This window comes from Clostridium zhoujianii (assembly GCF_051590805.1).
GTDB lineage: Bacteria > Bacillota > Clostridia > Clostridiales > Clostridiaceae > Clostridium.
This window is the reverse complement of sequence record NZ_JBPUTF010000001.1, coordinates 1,290,307-1,311,732: the sequence shown is the minus strand read 5'-3', so window position 1 is coordinate 1,311,732 and position 21,426 is coordinate 1,290,307. Positions and strand designations below refer to the sequence as shown.

Here is a 21,426-nt window from a genome sequence, read left to right as displayed (position 1 = left end):
TAACTTTTTTAAATGTTAAATTCAGCCTTTTAAATTTAATTTCTAATATATTGATGCTAAATATTTACTACTATATTAATTTAGTATCAATTATTAATTAGTAGTTTTTAAAGATATAGATGTTGGAACCAAGGAACCAACACCACCCTCACATGAGCCTCCGAAGGAAATAGATTTTCCTTTTGGAATAGTTCCATTCCATGGCATAGATTTAAAGTTATATTTATTACCAGAAGCAGTGAAAATACAATCCCATGCAGAATTAATTTTTTTATCAAAACTAAATGATAAATCCCAACTAGTAATATCCTTATCTGTATTATTTGTTATAGTAATAGAATAGTTAGCGGTATTGCCAGAATCATTTAATATTGCAAAATCTACTTCTACTTTGGAAGTAGGTGGATTAACTTCAGATGAAGTAACAGTTACTTTTATTTCATCACTTGGAGTAATACCATCTTTATTAATAAGATCTAATCTATAAGTGTAAGTTCCGGATGGTTTATTTGTGAAAACCTCCTCGACTTTTAATGCAAGATTAGCTACATCTCCAGTTTTAACTATTTTATTGTTTTCATAAAGTCTATAACTAGCAGCCTTAGAGAAGCTAGGTATATTCATAGTAACTTTGTAATCACCTTTATTATATAAATTATCTACTGATATAGATCCTTTCACAGGTACTTCAACAGGGGGAACAACTGTATTATTAACATATACAGTTAAATTATTACTCGACGTAGTGCCTAAATTATTAATTAAATCAACTTTATACATATAAGTTCCAGTTGGTTTATTAATTATACTTTGTGAAATTTCTTGTGTAGAAGTTGTAATAACTCCTGTTTTTATTGTTACACCATTTTCATAAAGCTTATAACTAGTAGCTTTAGAGTCTTTTGGTATATTTATAGTCAAATTGTAATTACCGTTACTATTTGCATTATCTACAGTTAATGTGGATTTAGAAGGTAACCCTTCAGCTGGTGGTTTTGGATTATTTAAGTCTCCAAGTTCTAGTGGGTTTTTATAATAACGTTGTGCTTTGGTTATCCACCAATAATCATCAGAAGCAGGAGAACCTACTGCATCTGTGCTAGCACCTACACCAGCTCCAAATAGAATTGATACTATACCAGCATCTTTAGCTTCCTCCATATGGTCTCCCCAAGTTATTGTATCCCCATTAACTTTAATTTTAGGATCATTAGCTTCATTTTTACTAAAATAGTCTAATCTTTTATCAGAACCAGCCTTAAATGTATCACCAAAAAAGTAAGTAGGGGCTGAATCTTCATAATTTCCAACTTCATTTGTTAGATCTTTAAATTTACCATCATTATAAGGATTAGGTTCTTGGCTTGAATTTATATGACCAACAGGTAATTGCCATAGTATAACTGGAAGCTCAGTTTCTTGGTGTAATGTTTTAGTGTAAAGTAAATAATTATTCCACAAATCTGCATTCCAGAACCATTTAGATTTTTCAGGATCATCTTTTGCACCTGCTTCAAAAGCTCCATCTAAACCATATTTATCTATTGATATAAAATTAGCCCCATAAGATGTTACACCAGCTGCATCATAGTAGTTTGCTGTTTCTGTAGCAACTTGTTTTATAAATTCTCTACCAGCATCAAGTCCTATTTGTTCTGTTTTATGAAGTAATCCTTGATTAGGAATTTCATGACTATCATATGCCCAAATATTAAATTGCCATCCATAATAAGCTTGAGGATAATATTTTTTTACTGTGTAATTTATAGATTCAACTAGTCCTTTAACACTATTTTCAAAAGTTGGATCTTTACCTTTTTCTAGAACCCCTGAAGAGTAAGCAGATTCAACAAGTGCAGTTATTTCATTTGGTTGTTTTCCAGATTGTTGCATCATATATCCTAAAAAATCAGGTTCAAATAGAAGACCTACTGTTTCATCCCCACCATATTCAATACAAATATCTAGTAAGAATTTTAAATCTTTATAATATGCTTCCATATAAGTCTTATCGTTTATATGCTGTATATCAAGATCGTAGCTTTCACCGTCATCGGGAATATTATAGTAAACAAAAAATGGTATCATGCCCATTTTTAAACTTTCTGTAATATATGTTTTTGCTCTAGCACCATCTTCTTGAGTCCAAGTTCTCCAACCTTTATCAAGAGGACCACCATTTATATAAATATATCTTATATCAGTTCTTTTATTAGTATCAGTTTCAGAAGTTTCTCTCCAAAAATTTAAGTCTTCTTCTCTATCCTCAGATACTTGTCCAATAGACATATAATCAGGCATTCCAGGTAGTTCACCTTTAGAAGTCAAAACTCTAACTCCCACGTTTCTTATATCACCAGTAGTTTCATCTACTATTTTAAGTCCGCTTCTTCCCTTAGAAATACCATCTACTTTGAGTGTTGACCCATTTACTATAGAAGCCTTAGCAACAGTTGTATTGTTTGAAATAACTTTAAATTTAGAATTAGAGCTTGTACTATTCGTTAGCTTATATTCTGTAGTACCTTGTGAAACTGTAAATTGTGGTTTAATACCTTCATTATCAATAGTATCTATAACAATTCTGGTATTCCCATCGTAACCAACTTGAACTTGAATAATTGAGCTTTTTGAACTACCATAGTCATTTATGAATTCTACATAGTAAGAATACATTCCAATTTTTGAATTTCCTCTAATTGGAATAACAACTTGTTGACTAGATGCATCAGTAGCCTCAATTTTACCTTCTGAAACAACTGTAAAGATGTCTGATACCCCAAACTTCTCATAAAGTTTATAACTTGTTGCACTATTTCCAAACCAGGTATTACATGTTATATCATAGTCTCCATCAACATCTGTTCCCCATTGATTATGTGATATTGAGGGTGTACCAGGAATACCAGCTATAGCAGCCTTAATAGGTAAACTTGGTAGTAGTGTAAGAATTAATGTTAAAACAATAGTTATAGATAAGAGTTTTTTTAGGTTATTACTAACTTTCATTTTAATCCCCCTTAAAAATTTATATTCAGACAAATTAGAAAATGTTTACATATAAATTTTAACATTAATTATTATGAAATGAAAGGATATTTTGTATAATTATGATAAATTTGAATATTTATACTATAATCTTTAAAAATCAAATATTTTTAAATCAGGTTAGGTCTATTTATCTGTTCCCTTTTTCATTATTTGTATAGCAGTTTAATATTCTTTGCCTTCCTATTTCATTATAGTTATATCCCTTGCTATATAAATCCTCTATTTTATGATTATCTTACTAACTATTTCACTTCCCTATATTTTTATTAAAAATAAAAAAGTCCTCTATTTTTCATAGAGAACTTTTTCTATACCATATTTTCATCTACTATTTGATTTAAAAATCTTATATTTCTTTCATCTTCTTCTTGATACAGTCTAGCTAATAAAACAACATTACATATTATTATGTCTGTTAACTTCTTTGCTTTATACTCGATTCCTCTTTCATCTATAGTTAATTCAAAGTTTTTTATTATAACTTCATAAATTTTATCTAAAACCTCTTCGTTAATCTTATCATTTTCTTCTTTTGAAAAAGAATTATTTTCAACAAGATATTTCCCCATACCTCTTCTTTCTTTTATATCATAATATAAGATTTCTATAATCTTATGAATGCATTCTTTTTTATCATTACATTTCTGAATGGCATCATCTATCTTATCGAAGGTACCTGTCCAACTTGCACCTAATACCGTTAAAAATAGATCCTTTTTGTTTCCATAGTAATTATATAAAGTACCAACTGCTATATCACATCCCTTAGCAATTGCTTTCATATCAACGTTATCATAACCTTTTTCACTAAACAAATTCCAGGCTGCCTCAAATATTTTCTCTTGTAAATTTAGTATTTTCTTAGGCAATATTATTCCCCCCTTATCTCTCTATCTTTTCTATTATAGACCTTTATAATATAGCTCTTCAAGTAATATAATTTTATATTTTTGTACTCATTAATAGATATATATCATATTTGTATATTAAAAGTAGATTTAGGAGGTATAAATATGGTTCGTTATTCCCCACCTTATTACGGAATGAGATTTTTAGCAGATAAAAAGAACTTGATAATTCATGATCTTGATAATGAATCTACCATGTGTCATATTAATGACATAGAAGAAGAAGATATTATAATGATGGAAGTAGAAGATGATGTAAGAACCTTCTGCGAAGAAGAAGGTTATAATGGATGCTACTGGTGTAATACTCAGTTTAATGATGAAACAATTATTTATTAGTTACTAAGCTTATTATAGCTAAGAAAGACCATATAACATGAGTTAAATTTATAAATGCATAAATAGCTATTGAACTTACAATAATTTTATTTGAAATCTTCAACTGATTAATAGTTGCAGTTTGAATTCGATAATATAATGCTATTAATAGTAATGCTACCAATCCAACTTTTATAATTATGCTTAAAAATGTATTATTCACTATATATCTCATAAATATATTTGCCTCTTCAAACAATCCTGTATCTAACAGTATAATTGTTAAAACTATATCTATTACATTTAGAAAAAATAAAATTTGCAATTTTTGCTTTATTGACTTTAAATCATATTCCTTTATAAAAGAAAACATTTTAACATCTCCCATAATGCATCATATTTAAAGGATTGACAGATTAATGTAATCTATACAGAAAATATTCTTATATAACATTAAATAAGGACTCGAATATTTCTTAATGCCAATTTAACATTTTACATTAAGAAATATTCGAATCCCTATACTTATTTTAGACTATTTATTTTAGATATTATATCCTTAAATTTCATCCTAATTATTTCAACTGCACTTTCATCTCTTATAAATTCCTTATCTCCAAGGGTAACATAGTAAAAGGGGACGCCTAGTTTCCTCTTAACTATTAAAGTATAATTATCATTTTCAAAATCTGAATAGTCTTTTAATGCTGATAAAACAATGGAATTTACCTCCTCTAAACTTAGAGCAGCACTATTTATAAGCTCATTATATAATAATAATCCAAATATTTTTCCCTCATCATAAAGACTATCAGCTTTTACTAGCGTTTCAAACATTTCTATAATGGATAAATCAACTATACCTACATTAATTAAATAATCCCTACTTAACTTTATATTCTTTATACTATTAGAAAATTTAAATGCTAACTCATCAAGGGAAGCCTCTTCCTTAAGGTTTAATATTATCTCTATTCTCTCAATTATCTTATTCCTAGGAAAAAAGGTTTCTTGTCCAGTAGATACACTTTTTTTTATAAACCATTCTTCTGGGATTAGTTTTTTTCTCTTCCATCTATAAAGTTGTCCATAAGAAATCTCCATAACTTCTAAAAGTTCTTTTTTGGATATTAATTCTTCATACATATTACCTCACCCACACTACTTCTTTCGTCAACTGTTATTGTTCCTGTATACTCAATTCTATCTATATTACAATCTCTTAGTATTTTAATATCATGCCCACGTACAATCTTACAATGAGTTTGTTCAAGAATTATTTTATCTCCTTCTATGGTATTTGAAATAACCTTACCATTGGAAAATACATTCCATCCTGTATTTCTAATAATAATTTCACTTCCACCTATTTCATTGATAAAACTAGAATCCTTTGGGTTTATCTCAATTTTATCTGCTGATAATAATCCATCTATACTTGCTTTACCTTTACTATAAAATATATTACCCTCGCAGTTACCACTTACAGTTAACTCTCCTAATAAGTCAATATTATTAAAGGTTAAATTTTTTTTAAAAATCCCTTGACCTATGATATTAACAGTGTTAATTATAAAATCATCATCTCCTACTAGTTCTCCAAGTAGTTTTACTTTTCCTGTAGATTCTACTTTACAACTGGCAGTTACCTCTCCCACAATCTTCATGTCACAAGCCTTGAACTCATCCTCTAAGTCTAAAGTTCCAAGTACATTAAGTGAATTACACTCTACTTTCCCACTTGATTTTGCTTCACCTATTATTGTTATCTTATCATAGGCTCCTTTTGAAATAGAACTCTCACCTATTATTCTTATTGATCCATAATTATTCATAATATACCTTCCTCAATTAATTTTAGTGACTAAAGTTTTACTAAATTCTTTACAGTAGATCTATTGTCTATTGAAATTTCTCCAGTGTACTCTACTTTATCGATAATACAGCCTTTATTTATCTTAATATTACGACCTCTCACTATACTACATTCAGTATTTTCTATATAAATATTGTCTCCCTCAATCAAATGACTTACTAATTTATTACTGTAAAATAACCCCTGAAAAATTGATTTCTTACCTTCTATTACTCTTATTTCTTCTCCGCCTATTTCCTTTATTTCATTAGTTGCTGTTATTTCTAGGACTATTTTATCTGCTGATAATAGCCCTCTTACCATTAGCTTTCCATCTGAAATTAGTTCTCCACATTGACAATTACCATCGATACTAGCATAACCACTAACATTAAATCTATTGGATACATCTACATTTCCTTTACAATTAAATTTACCTTCTATATCTAAGTTGTTGCACCTAATAGCACCTCTTACTTTTGCAACTCCTTCTACCACCATTCTTTCACCCTGTATATCTCCCAATATAGTGCTAATACCTTCTATCTTAATATTATTGTAGGTACCTCCTGTTATTTGTCCTATACCTTCCATTTTGATATTATTATTTTTTTCCATATTCCCTCCTTGTGAAACATTGTTACGTTAATCTGTATAATTAACTAAGATTCTCATTACTATTCTATTATAATAGCGTAACAATGTTACATTGTAAATAGTATTTTATTATTTTTTATTTTATAGTCTTATTTATTGTATTTATATCACTTAAAATCTAATAAAATAGAATATAAGAGGCGTTTTAGATGAATTTATTTATTATGCTTAATTTTATTATTGGGCTTGTATGTATATTATTTGGGTATCAAATAATATTTATGAAAAAATTGGATCGGCTCTTCTGAATTGATTATTTGTTTCCTAATTTTATTAGGATCCTTTATTATTCTAGTTAGTAACTCAATAATCTTTGGAAGCATAATTGATATAATCTTGCTAATTACACTTACGCTTTGATTAATTCATAGAGATAAACGATTCTTCAAATAAAAACAAAGACCCTCATATTTCTTGAAATCTTGAACTTTATTAGTTCACAACTCAAATGAAATATGAAGGTCTTTTTAAATTATAATAATTTTACTATATATCAATATTATTCAACTGACTTTAGTGACTCTACCATAGGGATTTTCTTCAACTTATGGTACATTACTAGATTTACTAATACTGCAAATAATAATGTTATAGCTACTGCATATAGATAACTAAGTATATTAATATTCCTACCAAACATTACATTTTCCATTTCTACAGTAATCATAATGAATTGATGTAGTGCTGCACCTAGTCCTAATCCAACTATAGAGCCTATAATAGTTAAAATTATATTTTCCCTATATACATATGCAGATACTTCATTATCATAAAATCCTAAAACCTTAATTGTTGCTATTTCTCTAAGTCTTTCACTAATATTTACATTAGTTAAATTATACAGTACAACAAAGGCTAAAGCTCCTGCTGATATAATCAATACTATAACAACAATATTTAAACTAGATATAGTATTTTCAAAGTTCTTAACTATACCGCTGTAGAAATAAACTGATTTAACACCTTTATCATTCATTATTTCAGAACCTAATGAAGTTTCTACTTCATCTGTTTTATCCTTTAACTTAGCAACTAAAGTATTATAATCTGCTCTTTCACCAAAGACATTTTTATAATATTCTGGAGACATATATACATAATGGTCAACATATGCTTCTGTAATCCCTGTTATTGCTACCTCTTGTTGATAGCCATCACCATTATCTAATTTAACCTTATCTCCTTTTTTAACTTTTAATCCTCTTGCAAGTTTTTCTGATAGAATCACTCCATCATCACTTAACTTTTCTTCCTTCTTTTTAGATCTGCTTCTTAGTTCTGTATAATTTTTAAATTCTTCAACATCTGATGGAACTATAAGATTTACTCTTTTATCATCACCGTCTACTGAAGCATTTCCAGAAAACTGGCTTATTTTCATTATTGAATCTACTCTGCTATCTTTTGAATACTTATCAAGAATATCTTCTTTTTCTTTCAAAGAACTATCTTTCTCAAAGGAGATTGACGCATCATATTTTATTATTTCTCCAAATTGCTTATAAGCAATAGTCTTGATGGAATCCTTTATACCAAATCCAGCAAGTAACAATGCAGAACAGCCGGAAATACCAATTACAGTCATAAAGAACCTCTTCTTATATCTAAATATATTTCTTGCTGTTACCTTTTCTGTAAAGGAAAATCTCTTCCATAGGAAAGTAATTCGCTCCAATAATATTCTCTTACCTTCTTTAGGGGCTCTAGGTCTCATTAATAAAGATGGTGTTTCAACTAACTCTTTGTAGCAAGCAAATACAGCTGCAAGAGTTGTTATAAGAACGGCTACAATTGTCGTTCCTAAAGCTAAAGGTGCTTCAAATTTTAATATAAGTGAGGGTAATGTATACATTATTCCATATGCATTAAATATAACTGTTGGGAATAGGGTCATTCCCAGGGCCAAACCAAATATACTTCCGCCTATACTTGCTGTAGCAGCATAAGCTATATATTTTGAAGCTATACTTATCTTACTGTATCCTAAGGCTTTTAATGTTCCAATTGTACCTCTTTGTTCATCAACCATTCTTGTCATAGTTGTTAAGCAAACTAATGCTGCTACAAGAAAGAAGAATAATGGGAATACTTTTGATATTGCATCAATTCTATCTGCCGACCCGCCATAGTCTACATAACTATAGTGACTATTTCTATCAAGGACAATCCACTCTGGCTCTTTCATCTCGTTTATACGTTTTTCAGAATTTAATAGCTTCTCTTCTGCAATTGCTAATTCTTCCTCCCCTTGTGCCTTTCCTTTTAAATATTCCTCTTCACCTTTTTTAAGCTCTGCTTTTCCAGCTTCTATTTTATTTCTTCCTTCTTCAAAGCCTTTCTTAGCATCAATTTCACCTTGTACTAGGTTCGTTTTTTGAAGTTCTAACTCTTTCTTTCCATTATCTAGCTGGATTCTTGCAGCTTGTAATTGATTTTCTCCTTCGGTTAACTTATCTTTACCAATTTGTAAATATGAAGTTGATTGATTATATATATTTACTAATTGTTTATGCTTATTTTCAAGATCCTTCTTCTCTTCAGGGGATAAATCTGGATTTTTAAGCTTTTCTTCTAAGCTATTAATCTCATCTTTTATTTTATTTATCTGTTCTTCAATAAGGGCAAACATTTTTTCTGCCTGAGCTTTCTGATTATTATACTCTTCTAGATTTCTTGCATACTCAATTTCTCCATCAGATAATTTTTTTTCTCCATCAGCAATCTTTCTTTTACTTTCCTCCATAAGTTTTGGGAAATCACTTTCTTTTTCATTTAATTTTTTTTCAGCATTTAATAAGTCTAATTTTGATGATTCGATCTTATTTAAGGCCCTAGATAATTCATCTTCAAGTTTTTCCTTACCTTTGGTATATTCTTCTTTTCCCTCAGCTAACTTCTTATTAGCTTCATCCTTTAACTCTTCAATTCTTAAGGGACCACGTTCTTTTCCAAGATCAACCAATCTATCCTTAATCTTACCTGTAACTTCAAAATATTCATCACTATATGAATTTATTTCTTTTGCTCCATCTATAGTTAATAATACTTCAGTAAATACATCCATTTTAAAGTCTTCTTCTGGAATCATTAAGAAACTATTAACTGATCCATTTCCAATACTAGAACTACCCTTTTCAAAAGAAAGGTAATAAGGAGTTTCAACTACTCCAACAACTGTATATTCCTTTGTATTAAGGCTATCTAATATATCATCACTAGTTCCAGACTCTAAGGTAATCTTAGATCCTATTGGTAGGTCTATATCGCCAAGTTTACCATTCTCAACTAAACATTCACCTGACTTCTCTGGAAATCTTCCTTCTACTAGTTTAGGTCTATTTATATATCCTTCGTTATCTTCTGATAAATTATCAATTGGTAACCCATGAAGCTTTAATACAATTTCTGATGACCCCATTTTGGTAATTGTATCAAAACTATGAGTTGGATAGATACCTTTAATCCCTTGAATATTCTTTATTTCTTCTACATCATCCTTGGTTAATCCCATAGTTGATAACAATCTAATATCCATTAAATTATAGTCATCATAATACTTATCTGCAGTATATTTCATATCTGGCGCTGCCGCCTTTACACCCGCGAAAAAAGCAACTCCTATTCCTACTATGGCAAATATAGAAAGAAACCTACCAAAAGATTTTTTTATTTCTCTTACAGTATCTTTTGCTAAAGCATTTTTCATAATTACCACTCAATCCTTTCTACAGGCATTGGATTTTCATTTATCTCTATTGAGTGAACACGTCCATTTTTTACTTTAATAATTTTATCTCCCATAGGTGCAAGAGCTAGATTATGAGTAATAACAACTACTGTCATTCCTTTTTCTCTACAGGTATCTTGAAGTAATTTTAATACTGCTTTACCTGTATTGTAATCTAATGCACCAGTTGGCTCATCACATAGTAATAGCTTAGGATTCTTTGCTAATGCTCTTGCTATTGCAACCCTTTGTTGCTCTCCTCCAGAAAGTTGTGCTGGAAAATTATCTTTCCTATGCTTAAGACCTACTGCATCTACAGTTTCATCTATATCTAATGGATTCTTACAAATTTGTGTTGCAAGCTCAACATTTTCTGTTACCGTAAGATTTTGTACCAAATTATAGAATTGGAATACAAATCCAATATCAAATCTTCTATATGTAGTAAGTTCCTTTGGTGAATACTTGCTTACTTCAGCTCCATCAACATATATTTCACCACTACTTGGGGAGTCCATTCCACCTAAAATATTTAATATGGTACTTTTACCAGCACCACTAGCTCCTGCTACTACAACAAACTCACCTTTGTTTATTGCAAAATCAACTCCAGCTAAAGCTTCTATTTCCACCTCTCCCATTTTATAAATCTTTTTTACATTTTTAAATTCTATATAATTCTTCAAAAAGGGCACCTCCATTATTGGATTTATAAGAATAAGTATACTAAAAGTTTACATTATTCTCAATCTTAAAAGTTGTACCATTACTCCCTATTATGTATAATAAGTATTATTAAATGAAAGCATCTTCAAAATAAATACTTTTTATGATGCTTATTAACAAAGGAGTGTTCTATGTTTGGTTATGTTATTCCTCTAAAAGCTGAACTAAAGCTGCGAGAATTTAATCTATTTAGAGGATATTATTGTGGCCTATGTTTTAGTATAAAAAAACATTTTGGTAATTTGCCACGAATGGCTTTAAATTATGATATGACTTTTTTAGCTTTACTTTTAGATGGCTTAAATCCCGAAGAAATGAAGGTTGAAATTAAAAGATGTGCAGCTCATCCATTAAAAAAGAAAGCTGTTGTCTTAGACAATAAAGCTATATCTTATGCTGCTAATATGAATATCTCACTAGTTTATTTTAAACTACTAGATGATGTAAATGATGATAAGGATTTAAAAAGTAAGTCTTTAGCTCTTGCATTATCTCCTTATAAAAGAAAATTTACTTCATCAGTAAATACAATTAATGATATAATTAAAGAAAACTTAAATAAACTTTCAATACTAGAAGAATCAAAAAACTTTACATCCATTGATGAAATATGTGATCCTTTTAGTATTATTGTAGGAAAAATATTAGAACTTTACCCATATGAAATAATTAATGATTCTGAGGAAACAAGAGAAAACCTATATAATCTTGGCTATGCCCTAGGTAAGTGGATATATTTAGTTGATGCCTTAGATGATTTAGAAGAAGACATGGCTAAAAATAAGTTTAACCCAATAAACTATCTATATAATGATGAAAACAAGTCTTATGAAGAGTTTATTGTTTTAATAAAAGATAGATTAGAATTTAGTATTCTAAATTGCGCTTGTAATTGTAAAGAATTCTTAGCTAAGATTGAGTTAGAACGAAATAGAGATATTCTTGATAATATCATTAATCTAGGAATGATGGACAAATACATACATGTAGCAAACAAATGTAATTGCAAAAAGACGAAAGGAAGTGACTTTAATGAATCCATATGAGGTTTTAGGCATTAAGCCTGGTGCATCACAAGACGAAATTAAAAGTGCTTATAGAAAATTAGTAAAACAATACCATCCAGATCAATTTAGGGATAACCCACTTCAAGAGCTTGCTCAAGAAAAATTAGCTGAAGTAAATGCAGCTTATAAAGAGTTAACTAATGGTAATGGTGGTAACTCAGGTTCATACTCAAATACAAGTTCTAACAATAATAACTCAGGTAACTTCTCTCAAGAGTTAAGAGAAGCTAGAATGCATTTACAAAGAAGAAATACAGCAGCTGCTGAAGCAATATTAAATAGAGTTACTGATAGAAATGCTGAGTGGTATTATCTAACTGGAGTTGTTCATATGAATAAGGGATGGTTTGATTCTGCTCTTCAAAACATCAGAACTGCATCAAATATGGATCCTAACAACTTTGAGTATAGACAAACTCTACAACAGCTTCAAGGTAGAGCTGGTGGATATAGTCAACCATATTACAGAACTACAAACAATACTGCTAATGCTTGTGACTGTTGTGTAAACCTATGGTGTCTTGACTCTATGTGTGAATGTATGGGTGGAGATTTAATTGGATGTTGCTAGGATATTAAAGGGGGATTTTTATGAAAGCTAAGGATATTACCCTAGGAGGCATTATGGTTGCCTTAAGTGTTGTAACCTTATATTTAACTTCTGTAATACCAATAAACACTATTGCAATATTAACTATTGCCTCTGCTTTTATACCAATATGTATAATTAGAAGTAATATAAAAACTGCTAGCTTTGTTTATGTAGCAACAACAATTATAAGTTTCTTTATTGTACCGATTAATTATGTACTTATGTATGCTTTAATGTTTGGTATCTATGGAATAGTTAAACACCTTATTGAAAAGATTGATAAATTACCTATTGAGATATTTATAAAGTTAGTATTTTTCAATGTGATTTTAGTAATTGGACTGGTCTTCATGAAATCCCTTTTAGGAGATTTAAATATAAATCTACCTACATGGCTACTATTCATTGTAGCTCAGCCAGTTTTTTTAATTTATGATTATGCCCTAACAGTATTAATTTCTTATTATTTAGAGAAATTACATAAAGTAAGATAATTAATAACTAATATAACTTTTAAAGGCTAGCAGTTTTAACCTGCTAGCCTTTATTGTTGTTACAAATTTTCCATCTACATATTCCTTATTTTATGCCAAAGTATTACTTTTCATCATAATTCACACTATTTATTAAATTTTATAATTCCTTAACATACCATGCATCACAAGCATAATGCTCAGTTTCTATCAATGGCTTTTCTAACTGAGTAAATCCATGCTTTTTATAAAACTTATTAGCAGCTATCATATTACTGAATGTTTCTAAATAACATTTATCATAATGTTCCTTTGAAAAATTCAAAGAAATATCTAATAACTTCTTTGCAATACCAGTAGCTCTCGCCTCTTTTAAGGAGTACATTTTCTGTAACTCACATACATTATCTGCTCCAACAAGTGGTCCAATACCACAACCTGCAATTATTCTACTATCCTCTTCCACAACCCAATACTTTGACTTTTCTTTTTGATATACTTCAAAAAAGCAACCTAGGTCAGGATCAGTCCATGCACAACCAGGCTTATTAGCTCCAAACTCTAATAAACAAGTTCTAATTAAATCTTCTACCTGTTTATTATCTTTTTTTTCTATTTCCCTTATTATCATAACTAAACCTCATCTTCCTAAATATTATATACATAAATATACCAAATTAGATTTATTTAGGCAAATTGTAACTTAAAATATATTATCTATAAAATTTATTAATAAAATCTTGAATAAATATTCTATGGCTTAATACCATATAGTCTGGTAACTTATTTAACTGAAAATATTTAAGTTCTGTACCTTCGAAACTATCAACTTCTAATTCCCCTGAGTACTCTCTTGTATAATAAACAGAATTTACAAGATAAAACTCATCATCATTAGGTAACTTCATATAAAAATCCTTCCCAGAATATACATTCAATAAAGTTAACCTTCTTACCATTAGGCCTGTTTCCTCGAAGACTTCTCTTATACCTGTCTCTTCCATTGACTCACCCATTTCCATAATGCCTCCAGGCAGCCCCCAGTTTCTTTGAGGATAAGTTCTCTTCTGTAATAAAACTCTATTTCTACTATCTAAAATAATAACTGATGTACCATTCAATATTACTGGTTTATGACCTACATAACCTCTCAAATATTTAATATAATCCATGATTCCCTCCTATTAGTTTAAAGTAATATTAGAAAAACTAATCCAGGCGCGTATCAGTGCTTATCTCCCACTTTGTAGAAGATGGAAGTATTAGCAATGATAGCGATTGGATAAATAAAGACTAGATATACAATTAGCCCTTTATGATGTATATAAGACCTACATTCTTATATATTAAAAGACCGTGGAATCACCACGGCCTAAAGCTTTAAATTAAGTACTGCTACAACTGAAATTATTATAATCGTTACAAAGGAAAGTACTGCTGCAAATATCATATACTTCATTCCCTTTTTATAATCAGCTTCAGATACATCTCCATTTTCATTTACTTTCTTAATATTCTTCTTTCCATAATAAACACATATAAGATTTATTAAAATCATTACTGCTATTATTGAAACTAAAAAAATCTTCATACTCTAATTCCTTTCTTACTTATCAAAATTGTACATTAATAATGGTATCTCCATTTCTTTTCTTGTCAAGCCTCCATGAGAACCTTTCTGACTAATTTCACTAATACCTCTATCATACCACCATACACCTATTTTATCATAAGACAAAATGATTAAATTTCCAACCCTTTTACTTAGTTCTTCTGAAATCTCTCCAAATAATCCTAATTCAATAAGTTCCTTAGTAAGGTAAACTTCTGCTTTTCCCTTTAGCTTTTCTTCAAGTATTTTCTTTATCTCCTTAAGATTTTCTTCCTTAATGTATAGAAACATATCTCTATTATAACCAACTGGTACAATAGGCCTACCATCACTTTTCAATATCATATACTTATCTATATCTGGTACTAGCTCATTAATGTAAACTACCCTATCCATATCTATCTCCATTTGCCCATGATCTGCTGTCATTATAAATAAGGTATCCTTTATTTCATTAATTGTTTCACTATTAAAGTACTTATCTAAAGTCTTTATAAACTTACTAATCTCTCCCTGTGCTTGATAGGAACTCATTCCATACTGATGACCTGATGAATCAATATTAGGATAATATAAATAGTAGAAATTCTTGCCTTTATCTTTACTTAGAGAATTAATTAAAATCTCAAACATTTCATCAACTGAATCATATCCTTTAACCTTACCATCCTTGAACATAATCCTAGAATAACTACTATTATTAATATAGCTAGGACTAATTATAGTACTCCTAACCCCTTTATCCTGAAGCTTTCTAAAAAGACTTTCTTTAGGCAGAATATTTTCTACACCTTCATAATTATATATAAATGGCGTAAAGACTTCATCTAATTCAGGATCATAAGTAAACCATTCAAAAAATCCATGTTTTCCTACTGACTCTCCTGTAGCTACTGATGTTACATGTGCAGTAGTAGTTGATGGAAACTGCGATGTTATCTTAGTTTCAGCCCCATTTCTTTTTATTTTCTTTAAGAAACTAGAATTTTTTCTCACCTTTTCATAGAAGTCCCATCCGAAGGCATCTACAAGGATAAATACTACTTTACTCGGATTATTTATTAGCTTTAAAGCTTTTTTATCCCTTATCCCTTGTCCTTCATTAATACCATAAATCTCTTTAATGCTGTTGATTACATTTATAAAATTTCTTCCATTATAATCTGGAAGAATAAAATTCTTTCCTAACATCCTTTTGCCCCCATTGTTTTAATATTATTTTACCAGTACTATTTAATAAAAGCAAAAAAGGCCAAGAGTTACAAACTCTCGGTCTTTAATAATCTACTATATTTTGCTTCAATAAACTTCACTACTGGTATACCAACAATAGATACAACAACAAATTCACCAATTGCAACTTCTCCTGCTGCAATCCAGTAAGGTAGTCCTATTGTAACATTTAATATCCATCCAACAATTAATCCATTAAAAATTGTTGGCCATAATGATGCTACAATTAATGATATCTTATTGCTCTTTATGTACTTAGCTGTTAAATATACCATACTTACACTTATAAATGTTGCTAGTGTACCAAAGACAACATCAAGCATTCCATTTGGTCCAAGTATATTTGCTATAAAGCAGCCTAAAGTTAATCCTCCTATATATAGTGGATCAAAGAAAGCTAAAAGAACTAATATTTCAGATACTCTAAACTGAAAATTTCCATAGCTTATTGGTGCTAGTGCTACAGTTAATAGAGCATAAATTGCTGCAACTATTGCTGTTCTTACTAGTCTTTTTGTGTTAATTGGATTTTTCATAATAACTATCTCCCCTATTTCTAGAGCTTCTAGTTCTAGCCTAAGCAAACAAAAAAATCGTAGAAGTAATTACTTCCACGACAAAATAAAGCTTTTCGCTTATTTGCCGTAGTTTTGTTTAATGACAGGAGGCTCACGAACTGTCTCTATTTTTCTTTCGATTACTAGTATACACTCTTAAATCTGTAATTTCAATATCTTTTACCTTTATTATGATAATCTAATTGTTTGTTATCTATAGCATCCAAGACTTTTATCATTGTTGTATAGTTTCCTTCATCTGTTTGTATAATACAACCTTCAAATATAGCAAATCCTATTAATCAAATTTTAAACCTCACTCTTTATTAATAGATCTATTCCTTTATGTATGTAACTATATTTTATTTCTTAATTAATATAGAGAGTATAAAATTTAAATATGTTTAAATTTTTATCGATTTATATACATAATTTTTTAATAAATGTTATAATTATCAAATATATTATTAATTTTAATGGATTATTTCAAGTGACCATGCAAGGAAGTATAAAGGGGCAACTTAATATGAATTATTCTTTTTCCTTCTCGCTGACAGGATTTCTTATTGTATTATTACCTATGATACCTAATTTTTTCTACTTTCTTTTACCAAATGCTTTTTCAACAGAAAAAATAGAAAATAAACATTTAATATTAGATATAATAGAGCACGGAAGTCAATTTTTTTATATTGCTCTCTTAATCTTCATTACAACTAATAAAAATTTATCTATGCAAAGCCTTTACTTTGTGGGTATGGTTGTATCTTTGGTGTTTTATTATATACTTTGGATTTTATTGTTTTCAGGTCATAAAAATCTTATTATTCTTATTTCTATGGCTATATTTCCTGTTATCTATTTTATTCTCTCAGAAATTTGGATCAATAATCTCTTATCTACTATACCTACAGTAATCTTTGGAGTAGTTCATGTTATTATTACTTATAAAGATTTCACTTCATCAAATTTAAATTGATATCTTATACTAGCTATTTAAATATATCTAGACATAAAAAAAGTGGCTATGCTACATTTTTATAGTTAATAGGGAAAAGGTAATAGTGAATACATAAGTAAACAATCACCTAACCTAGTCACTCTTCCTTTTTCTCTATTAGCTAACTCAATTATTTCCATACTGTTGCTTTTATATTTTCAAGTAGTAAGAATTAACTCATACTAACTTATATTAAATATTCTGGTCCAGGTCCTTGGTTAATCTTTGATAAAAATTCTTTTGTACGCTGGCTCTTTGGATTTTCAAATACCTCCTTAGGGCTACCATCTTCAATAATCTTTCCACCATCCAAGAATAATACTCTAGTTGCTACATTTCTTACAAAGTTCATTTCATGAGATACAAGTATCATTGTATTTCCATCTAGTACCGTAGCTTTTATTGTCTCTAGTACTTCTCCAACTAATTCAGGATCTAGAGCTGATGTTGGTTCATCTAATAACAATACTTCTGGTGTCATCGATAAAGCTCTTGCAATTGCAACCCTTTGTTGCTGACCTCCAGATAATTGCTTTGGATAATGATGGGCTCTATCTAAAAGACCAACTTTCTCTAACTCTTTATAAGCAATAGCTTCTGCTTCTGATTTACTTATTTTTTTTACTACTATTAATCCTTCCATAACATTTTCAAGTGCTGTTTTCTGATGAAACAAGTTAAATTGCTGAAATACCATAGCTGTACTCTGTCTTAAGTTAACAAGTTCCTTTTTAGTAATATTAGCAACATCTATTTTCAAATCCCCAATAGTAATCAATCCTTTTTCAGGCTCTTCAAGTAAATTGATGCACCTTAATAATGTAGATTTCCCTGTGCCAGAAGGACCAATTATTGCAACAACATCACCTTTTTTAATTGATAAATCTATATTATCTAATATAATATTATTAGCAAAACTCTTAGTTAAACCTTGGATTTCAAACATTCTACTCCTCCTCTCCCAGTATCTTTACTTATTACCTTATCTGGAATGTTAATCTTCTTTTCAATAGCTTTAATTATATATTCAATAATTATTGTAAGTCCCCAATATATTATTGCTAGAGAAAGATAAACCTCAAAGTACCTATAATTATTTCCTGCTATAATCTTTCCTTGAGCTGTCAATTCTACTACAGAACATACAAAGGCAAGTGAAGTTCCTTTCATTAAGCTAATAAGACCATTCCCAAGAGAAGGTAATGCAACAATTATTGCTTCAGGAATTATTATCCTTCTAAGAACCTGAAATGGTGTCATACCCAAGGAGTATGCTGCTTCAATCTGTCCCTTATCAACAGATTGAATGGCAGCCCTAATTGTTTCTGAGTTGTATGCAGCTTCATTTAATGAAAATGCAACAAAAACAAATAGCAGTGGTGGTATATTATTCACATTGAAACTTGTATCATTGTAATAATTAATGTACTTCAAAAGAATTGGTATTCCAAAATAGGTAAGATAAAGTTGAACCAAAAGTGGTGTTCCACGAATTACTGATGTATATAATCCACAAATTTGACTCAGGACTGGTATCTTATTAATTTTAATAATTGCAATTAGTAACCCTATAAGAATACCAAAAATCATAGAAACTACCGTAATACCCATTGTAACCGGTAAATACTCCAATAACCTTGGAATTTGTTCAAAAACTAACTTTATATCAAATATATTTGGCATCTTATCTCCTCTCTCATTAAAATCCTATTACTTACTTTTTATCCGGAGCATAATCCCCATTATTAAAATATTTCTTACTTATTTGTGATACTGTACCATCTTTTATAATCTCAGCTATTGCTTTATTAATATCATTAGTTAATTTTTCATTACCTTTGCTTACAAGAAGATAACTGAATGGAGTTGCAATCTTATTTGAATCCTCTTCACTTAGATCAATAACATTTAAATTCAAGCCATACTCATCTATATACTGATTAAGCATTGACTTATCAATTAATTGAAAATCATACTGTCCACCTTCAACATGTTGCAAAATAGGTAAAAGATCTACTTCAGTATAAGAAAGCTTTACTGGATTACCTTGATTATCTTTATTAAAATTTTCTAGTGCTGTTGTATAGTTGTTCCCTGCACTTACTTCCGAAGTTTTACCAAGTAAATCCTTAAAAGATTTAATGCTATTATTATTCTTAGCCACTGCAATAACATATTGATTCTTGAAAATTGGGTCTGTGTAGCTATATTTCTCTTTTCTTTCCTTATTCATTGCAAAGTTATTAGCTCCTACCTGATAACGGTCTGAATCTAACCCTGTTAAAATTGATGTGAATTCTGTTTTTTCAAAAGAAACTTCATATTGTGGTAATTTGTTAAATACAGCATTTACTACCTCAATATCGTATCCAACCAATTCATTTTTATCATTTACATAGGTAAATGGTTTTGGACTACCTCCTGTAGCAACGACAATTTTACTTTTATCATTATTTGAGTTTGAGGAATTAGAATCAGCTTTAGATCCACATCCTATTATTCCAACTGCTAGTGTTAATATTGTAAATGCTAATCCTATCCTTTTAGGTACTACTCTCTTCTTCATATTTGCTCCCTCCATAAAATATAATTCATTTTGCTATTTAACCTTCGCTATAAATTTCTCATTTGGGGTCTTGCTAAGGAACTTTCTGTTTTGAGGTTCTGACCACAATCCCTGGTAATCAATCTTGTCCCAAAATCTTGTGCTATAATCTATAAAAATGACGGTTTTATCTCCATGTCTTTCTGCCAAATCTTTAAAATAGGTATTATTCTTAAAAGCAGGTTCTTCATATAAATCACGAGCATAAGCCCATATATTCTTAAAATCTACAATACGGTTGCGAATCGGTCCTAAATTCCTAAAATACATAAGGTCAAACCTTGCTAGGGTAACATAAAATCTAACATCGCTATCAGTTATATAATCACCAAATAGGAAACGTTGATTCTCCAATCTTTCTTCTAACTTATCCATCGCTTCATAGAATTTCTTGAATGTATCTTCATATGCTTCTATAGATTGAGCAAACATCATTTTATAAACTCCATTATTAACATTATTGAATAACCATTTATTAAACTCATCTATCTCATCTCTAATTTCTTCAGGATATAAATCTGGAGCATCATCTTTATGGAATGGTGCAAAGTCCCTTTCAAAATAATTTGTTAACCAATGGTAATCATTATTTACTACTTTTTTAGTCTTTACATCAACTAAGGCTGGAACTGTTGCTCTACCCTTATATGCTTGATCTCCATTAGCATATAATTCAGTTAAATATTGAGTGCCTAATACAGGATCAATATTATTTTCATCATATACAAACTCCCACCCAAGATAATGCTCAGTTTTCGCTTTCCCAACTAGATTAACACTAATTACATCGTCAAGACCTAGTAATTCTCTTACAATTGAAGCACGATTGGACCAGTTGCATCCTTTTGCCCATATTAGCCTATAACGTCCTGCTTCTGCCTTTAAATTATCCTCTTCATCACCAAAAGGAGTTGTAAATCTATTTTCTTGCCTTACAAATTCACCTTTTTCATTAATCTCATTTTCTGTTTCCTTAGGTCGTGGTCTTATTGAATTATTATCTTGCATCCTTATTTCCTCCTTTTATTTTTTTTAAACTGCAAAA

General features: G+C 29.6%; 22 protein-coding genes. 5 read left to right on the top strand and 17 right to left on the bottom strand.

Annotation, left to right across the window (positions count from 1 at the left end):
* Positions 1–93 precede the first annotated feature (93 nt).
* Both ACSYT2_RS06180 and ACSYT2_RS06175 read right to left on the bottom strand, forming a co-directional pair.
* Positions 94–3,009: a cellulose binding domain-containing protein gene (locus ACSYT2_RS06180; protein WP_438384177.1), complete on the bottom strand. Its 2,916-nt coding sequence runs from the start codon at positions 3,007–3,009 to the stop codon at positions 94–96.
* Between the two features lie 350 nt (positions 3,010–3,359).
* Positions 3,360–3,920 carry a TetR/AcrR family transcriptional regulator gene (locus ACSYT2_RS06175; protein WP_430856310.1) on the bottom strand — a complete coding sequence of 187 codons (561 nt, stop codon included), beginning with the start codon at positions 3,918–3,920 and terminating at the stop codon, positions 3,360–3,362.
* Positions 3,921–4,064: 144 nt separating this feature from the next.
* Between ACSYT2_RS06175 and ACSYT2_RS06170 the strand changes: the two genes are divergently transcribed.
* Complete coding sequence (locus tag ACSYT2_RS06170) at positions 4,065–4,298, top strand: hypothetical protein (RefSeq protein WP_430856309.1); 234 nt, start codon at positions 4,065–4,067, stop codon at positions 4,296–4,298.
* On the opposite strand, the gene ACSYT2_RS06165 is transcribed toward ACSYT2_RS06170, so the two are convergent.
* The 6 genes from ACSYT2_RS06165 to ACSYT2_RS06140 form a co-directional block, all read right to left on the bottom strand.
* Positions 4,288–4,650 (bottom strand): DUF5658 family protein, encoded by a 363-nt coding sequence (locus ACSYT2_RS06165; RefSeq protein WP_430856308.1) that lies wholly within the window; start codon positions 4,648–4,650, stop codon positions 4,288–4,290. The genes ACSYT2_RS06170 and ACSYT2_RS06165 overlap by 11 nt on opposite strands.
* Before the next feature lie 152 nt (positions 4,651–4,802).
* A complete protein-coding gene (locus tag ACSYT2_RS06160) occupies positions 4,803–5,423 on the bottom strand; it encodes a DUF4004 family protein (protein WP_430856307.1) in 621 nt (206 codons plus the stop codon).
* Positions 5,408–6,112 (bottom strand): hypothetical protein, encoded by a 705-nt coding sequence (locus ACSYT2_RS06155; protein WP_438384174.1) that lies wholly within the window; start codon positions 6,110–6,112, stop codon positions 5,408–5,410. Before ACSYT2_RS06155 ends, ACSYT2_RS06160 begins: the two co-directional genes overlap by 16 nt.
* Before the next feature lie 29 nt (positions 6,113–6,141).
* Positions 6,142–6,750, bottom strand: coding sequence for a polymer-forming cytoskeletal protein (locus ACSYT2_RS06150; protein ID WP_438384173.1), 609 nt, complete (start codon positions 6,748–6,750; stop codon positions 6,142–6,144).
* Positions 6,751–7,288: 538 nt separating this feature from the next.
* Positions 7,289–10,495, bottom strand: coding sequence for an FtsX-like permease family protein (locus ACSYT2_RS06145; protein ID WP_438384171.1), 3,207 nt, complete (start codon positions 10,493–10,495; stop codon positions 7,289–7,291).
* Positions 10,496–10,497: 2 nt separating this feature from the next.
* Positions 10,498–11,202, bottom strand: a complete 705-nt coding sequence (locus ACSYT2_RS06140; protein WP_430856303.1) for an ABC transporter ATP-binding protein — start codon at positions 11,200–11,202, stop codon at positions 10,498–10,500.
* Between the two features lie 171 nt (positions 11,203–11,373).
* Between ACSYT2_RS06140 and ACSYT2_RS06135 the strand changes: the two genes are divergently transcribed.
* The 3 genes from ACSYT2_RS06135 to ACSYT2_RS06125 are packed head-to-tail and all read left to right on the top strand — an operon-like array spanning position 11,374 to position 13,395.
* A complete protein-coding gene (locus ACSYT2_RS06135; protein ID WP_430856302.1) occupies positions 11,374–12,288 on the top strand; it encodes a DUF5685 family protein in 915 nt (304 codons plus the stop codon).
* Positions 12,275–12,880: a J domain-containing protein gene (locus ACSYT2_RS06130; protein WP_430856301.1), complete on the top strand. Its 606-nt coding sequence runs from the start codon at positions 12,275–12,277 to the stop codon at positions 12,878–12,880. Before ACSYT2_RS06135 ends, ACSYT2_RS06130 begins: the two co-directional genes overlap by 14 nt.
* Positions 12,881–12,900: 20 nt before the next feature.
* On the top strand, positions 12,901–13,395 hold the full coding sequence (locus tag ACSYT2_RS06125) for a YybS family protein (RefSeq protein WP_430856300.1): 495 nt from the start codon (positions 12,901–12,903) through the stop codon (positions 13,393–13,395).
* Positions 13,396–13,534: 139 nt separating this feature from the next.
* Here the strand turns inward: ACSYT2_RS06125 and ACSYT2_RS06120 are convergent, their stop codons facing one another.
* The 5 genes from ACSYT2_RS06120 to ACSYT2_RS06100 form a co-directional block, all read right to left on the bottom strand.
* A complete protein-coding gene (locus tag ACSYT2_RS06120; protein WP_430856299.1) occupies positions 13,535–14,005 on the bottom strand; it encodes a GNAT family N-acetyltransferase in 471 nt (156 codons plus the stop codon).
* An 82-nt stretch (positions 14,006–14,087) separates the two neighbouring features.
* Positions 14,088–14,546, bottom strand: a complete 459-nt coding sequence (locus ACSYT2_RS06115; RefSeq protein ID WP_438384169.1) for an NUDIX hydrolase — start codon at positions 14,544–14,546, stop codon at positions 14,088–14,090.
* Between the two features lie 200 nt (positions 14,547–14,746).
* Positions 14,747–14,965, bottom strand: coding sequence for a hypothetical protein (locus ACSYT2_RS06110; protein WP_430856297.1), 219 nt, complete (start codon positions 14,963–14,965; stop codon positions 14,747–14,749).
* A 15-nt stretch (positions 14,966–14,980) separates the two neighbouring features.
* A complete protein-coding gene (locus ACSYT2_RS06105; protein ID WP_438384166.1) occupies positions 14,981–16,177 on the bottom strand; it encodes an alkaline phosphatase family protein in 1,197 nt (398 codons plus the stop codon).
* A gap of 68 nt (positions 16,178–16,245) precedes the next feature.
* Positions 16,246–16,755 carry a QueT transporter family protein gene (locus ACSYT2_RS06100; RefSeq protein ID WP_438384164.1) on the bottom strand — a complete coding sequence of 170 codons (510 nt, stop codon included), beginning with the start codon at positions 16,753–16,755 and terminating at the stop codon, positions 16,246–16,248.
* Between the two features lie 547 nt (positions 16,756–17,302).
* Between ACSYT2_RS06100 and ACSYT2_RS06095 the strand changes: the two genes are divergently transcribed.
* A complete protein-coding gene (locus ACSYT2_RS06095; protein ID WP_438384162.1) occupies positions 17,303–17,755 on the top strand; it encodes a hypothetical protein in 453 nt (150 codons plus the stop codon).
* A 208-nt stretch (positions 17,756–17,963) separates the two neighbouring features.
* On the opposite strand, the gene ACSYT2_RS06090 is transcribed toward ACSYT2_RS06095, so the two are convergent.
* The 4 genes from ACSYT2_RS06090 to ACSYT2_RS06075 are packed head-to-tail and all read right to left on the bottom strand — an operon-like array spanning position 17,964 to position 21,389.
* The gene (locus ACSYT2_RS06090; RefSeq protein WP_438384161.1) at positions 17,964–18,722 is read right to left on the bottom strand and encodes an amino acid ABC transporter ATP-binding protein; all 759 of its coding nucleotides are present in this window, start codon (positions 18,720–18,722) and stop codon (positions 17,964–17,966) included.
* Positions 18,701–19,459: an amino acid ABC transporter permease gene (locus ACSYT2_RS06085; protein ID WP_430856292.1), complete on the bottom strand. Its 759-nt coding sequence runs from the start codon at positions 19,457–19,459 to the stop codon at positions 18,701–18,703. The genes ACSYT2_RS06090 and ACSYT2_RS06085 overlap by 22 nt, the downstream gene beginning before the upstream one ends.
* Before the next feature lie 31 nt (positions 19,460–19,490).
* Positions 19,491–20,342: a transporter substrate-binding domain-containing protein gene (locus ACSYT2_RS06080; RefSeq protein WP_438384159.1), complete on the bottom strand. Its 852-nt coding sequence runs from the start codon at positions 20,340–20,342 to the stop codon at positions 19,491–19,493.
* A 33-nt stretch (positions 20,343–20,375) separates the two neighbouring features.
* Positions 20,376–21,389, bottom strand: a complete 1,014-nt coding sequence (locus ACSYT2_RS06075) for a glutathione S-transferase C-terminal domain-containing protein (RefSeq protein WP_438384158.1) — start codon at positions 21,387–21,389, stop codon at positions 20,376–20,378.
* Between the last annotated feature and the right edge of the window lie 37 nt (positions 21,390–21,426).

What these genes read in the sequence shown, in the direction of transcription:
- ACSYT2_RS06180 (WP_438384177.1), bottom strand. Translation starts at nt 3,009, where the DNA reads ATGAAAGTTAGTAATAACCTAAAAAAACTCTTATCTATAACTATTGTT.
- ACSYT2_RS06170 (WP_430856309.1), top strand. Translation starts at nt 4,065, where the DNA reads ATGGTTCGTTATTCCCCACCTTATTACGGAATGAGATTTTTAGCAGAT.
- ACSYT2_RS06165 (WP_430856308.1), bottom strand. Translation starts at nt 4,650, where the DNA reads ATGTTTTCTTTTATAAAGGAATATGATTTAAAGTCAATAAAGCAAAAA.
- ACSYT2_RS06160 (WP_430856307.1), bottom strand. Translation starts at nt 5,423, where the DNA reads ATGTATGAAGAATTAATATCCAAAAAAGAACTTTTAGAAGTTATGGAG.
- ACSYT2_RS06155 (WP_438384174.1), bottom strand. Translation starts at nt 6,112, where the DNA reads ATGAATAATTATGGATCAATAAGAATAATAGGTGAGAGTTCTATTTCA.
- ACSYT2_RS06150 (WP_438384173.1), bottom strand. Translation starts at nt 6,750, where the DNA reads ATGGAAAAAAATAATAATATCAAAATGGAAGGTATAGGACAAATAACA.
- ACSYT2_RS06145 (WP_438384171.1), bottom strand. Translation starts at nt 10,495, where the DNA reads ATGAAAAATGCTTTAGCAAAAGATACTGTAAGAGAAATAAAAAAATCT.
- ACSYT2_RS06135 (WP_430856302.1), top strand. Translation starts at nt 11,374, where the DNA reads ATGTTTGGTTATGTTATTCCTCTAAAAGCTGAACTAAAGCTGCGAGAA.
- ACSYT2_RS06130 (WP_430856301.1), top strand. Translation starts at nt 12,275, where the DNA reads ATGAATCCATATGAGGTTTTAGGCATTAAGCCTGGTGCATCACAAGAC.
- ACSYT2_RS06125 (WP_430856300.1), top strand. Translation starts at nt 12,901, where the DNA reads ATGAAAGCTAAGGATATTACCCTAGGAGGCATTATGGTTGCCTTAAGT.
- ACSYT2_RS06120 (WP_430856299.1), bottom strand. Translation starts at nt 14,005, where the DNA reads ATGATAATAAGGGAAATAGAAAAAAAAGATAATAAACAGGTAGAAGAT.
- ACSYT2_RS06115 (WP_438384169.1), bottom strand. Translation starts at nt 14,546, where the DNA reads ATGGATTATATTAAATATTTGAGAGGTTATGTAGGTCATAAACCAGTA.
- ACSYT2_RS06110 (WP_430856297.1), bottom strand. Translation starts at nt 14,965, where the DNA reads ATGAAGATTTTTTTAGTTTCAATAATAGCAGTAATGATTTTAATAAAT.
- ACSYT2_RS06105 (WP_438384166.1), bottom strand. Translation starts at nt 16,177, where the DNA reads ATGTTAGGAAAGAATTTTATTCTTCCAGATTATAATGGAAGAAATTTT.
- ACSYT2_RS06100 (WP_438384164.1), bottom strand. Translation starts at nt 16,755, where the DNA reads ATGAAAAATCCAATTAACACAAAAAGACTAGTAAGAACAGCAATAGTT.
- ACSYT2_RS06095 (WP_438384162.1), top strand. Translation starts at nt 17,303, where the DNA reads ATGAATTATTCTTTTTCCTTCTCGCTGACAGGATTTCTTATTGTATTA.
- ACSYT2_RS06090 (WP_438384161.1), bottom strand. Translation starts at nt 18,722, where the DNA reads ATGTTTGAAATCCAAGGTTTAACTAAGAGTTTTGCTAATAATATTATA.
- ACSYT2_RS06085 (WP_430856292.1), bottom strand. Translation starts at nt 19,459, where the DNA reads ATGCCAAATATATTTGATATAAAGTTAGTTTTTGAACAAATTCCAAGG.
- ACSYT2_RS06080 (WP_438384159.1), bottom strand. Translation starts at nt 20,342, where the DNA reads ATGAAGAAGAGAGTAGTACCTAAAAGGATAGGATTAGCATTTACAATA.
- ACSYT2_RS06075 (WP_438384158.1), bottom strand. Translation starts at nt 21,389, where the DNA reads ATGCAAGATAATAATTCAATAAGACCACGACCTAAGGAAACAGAAAAT.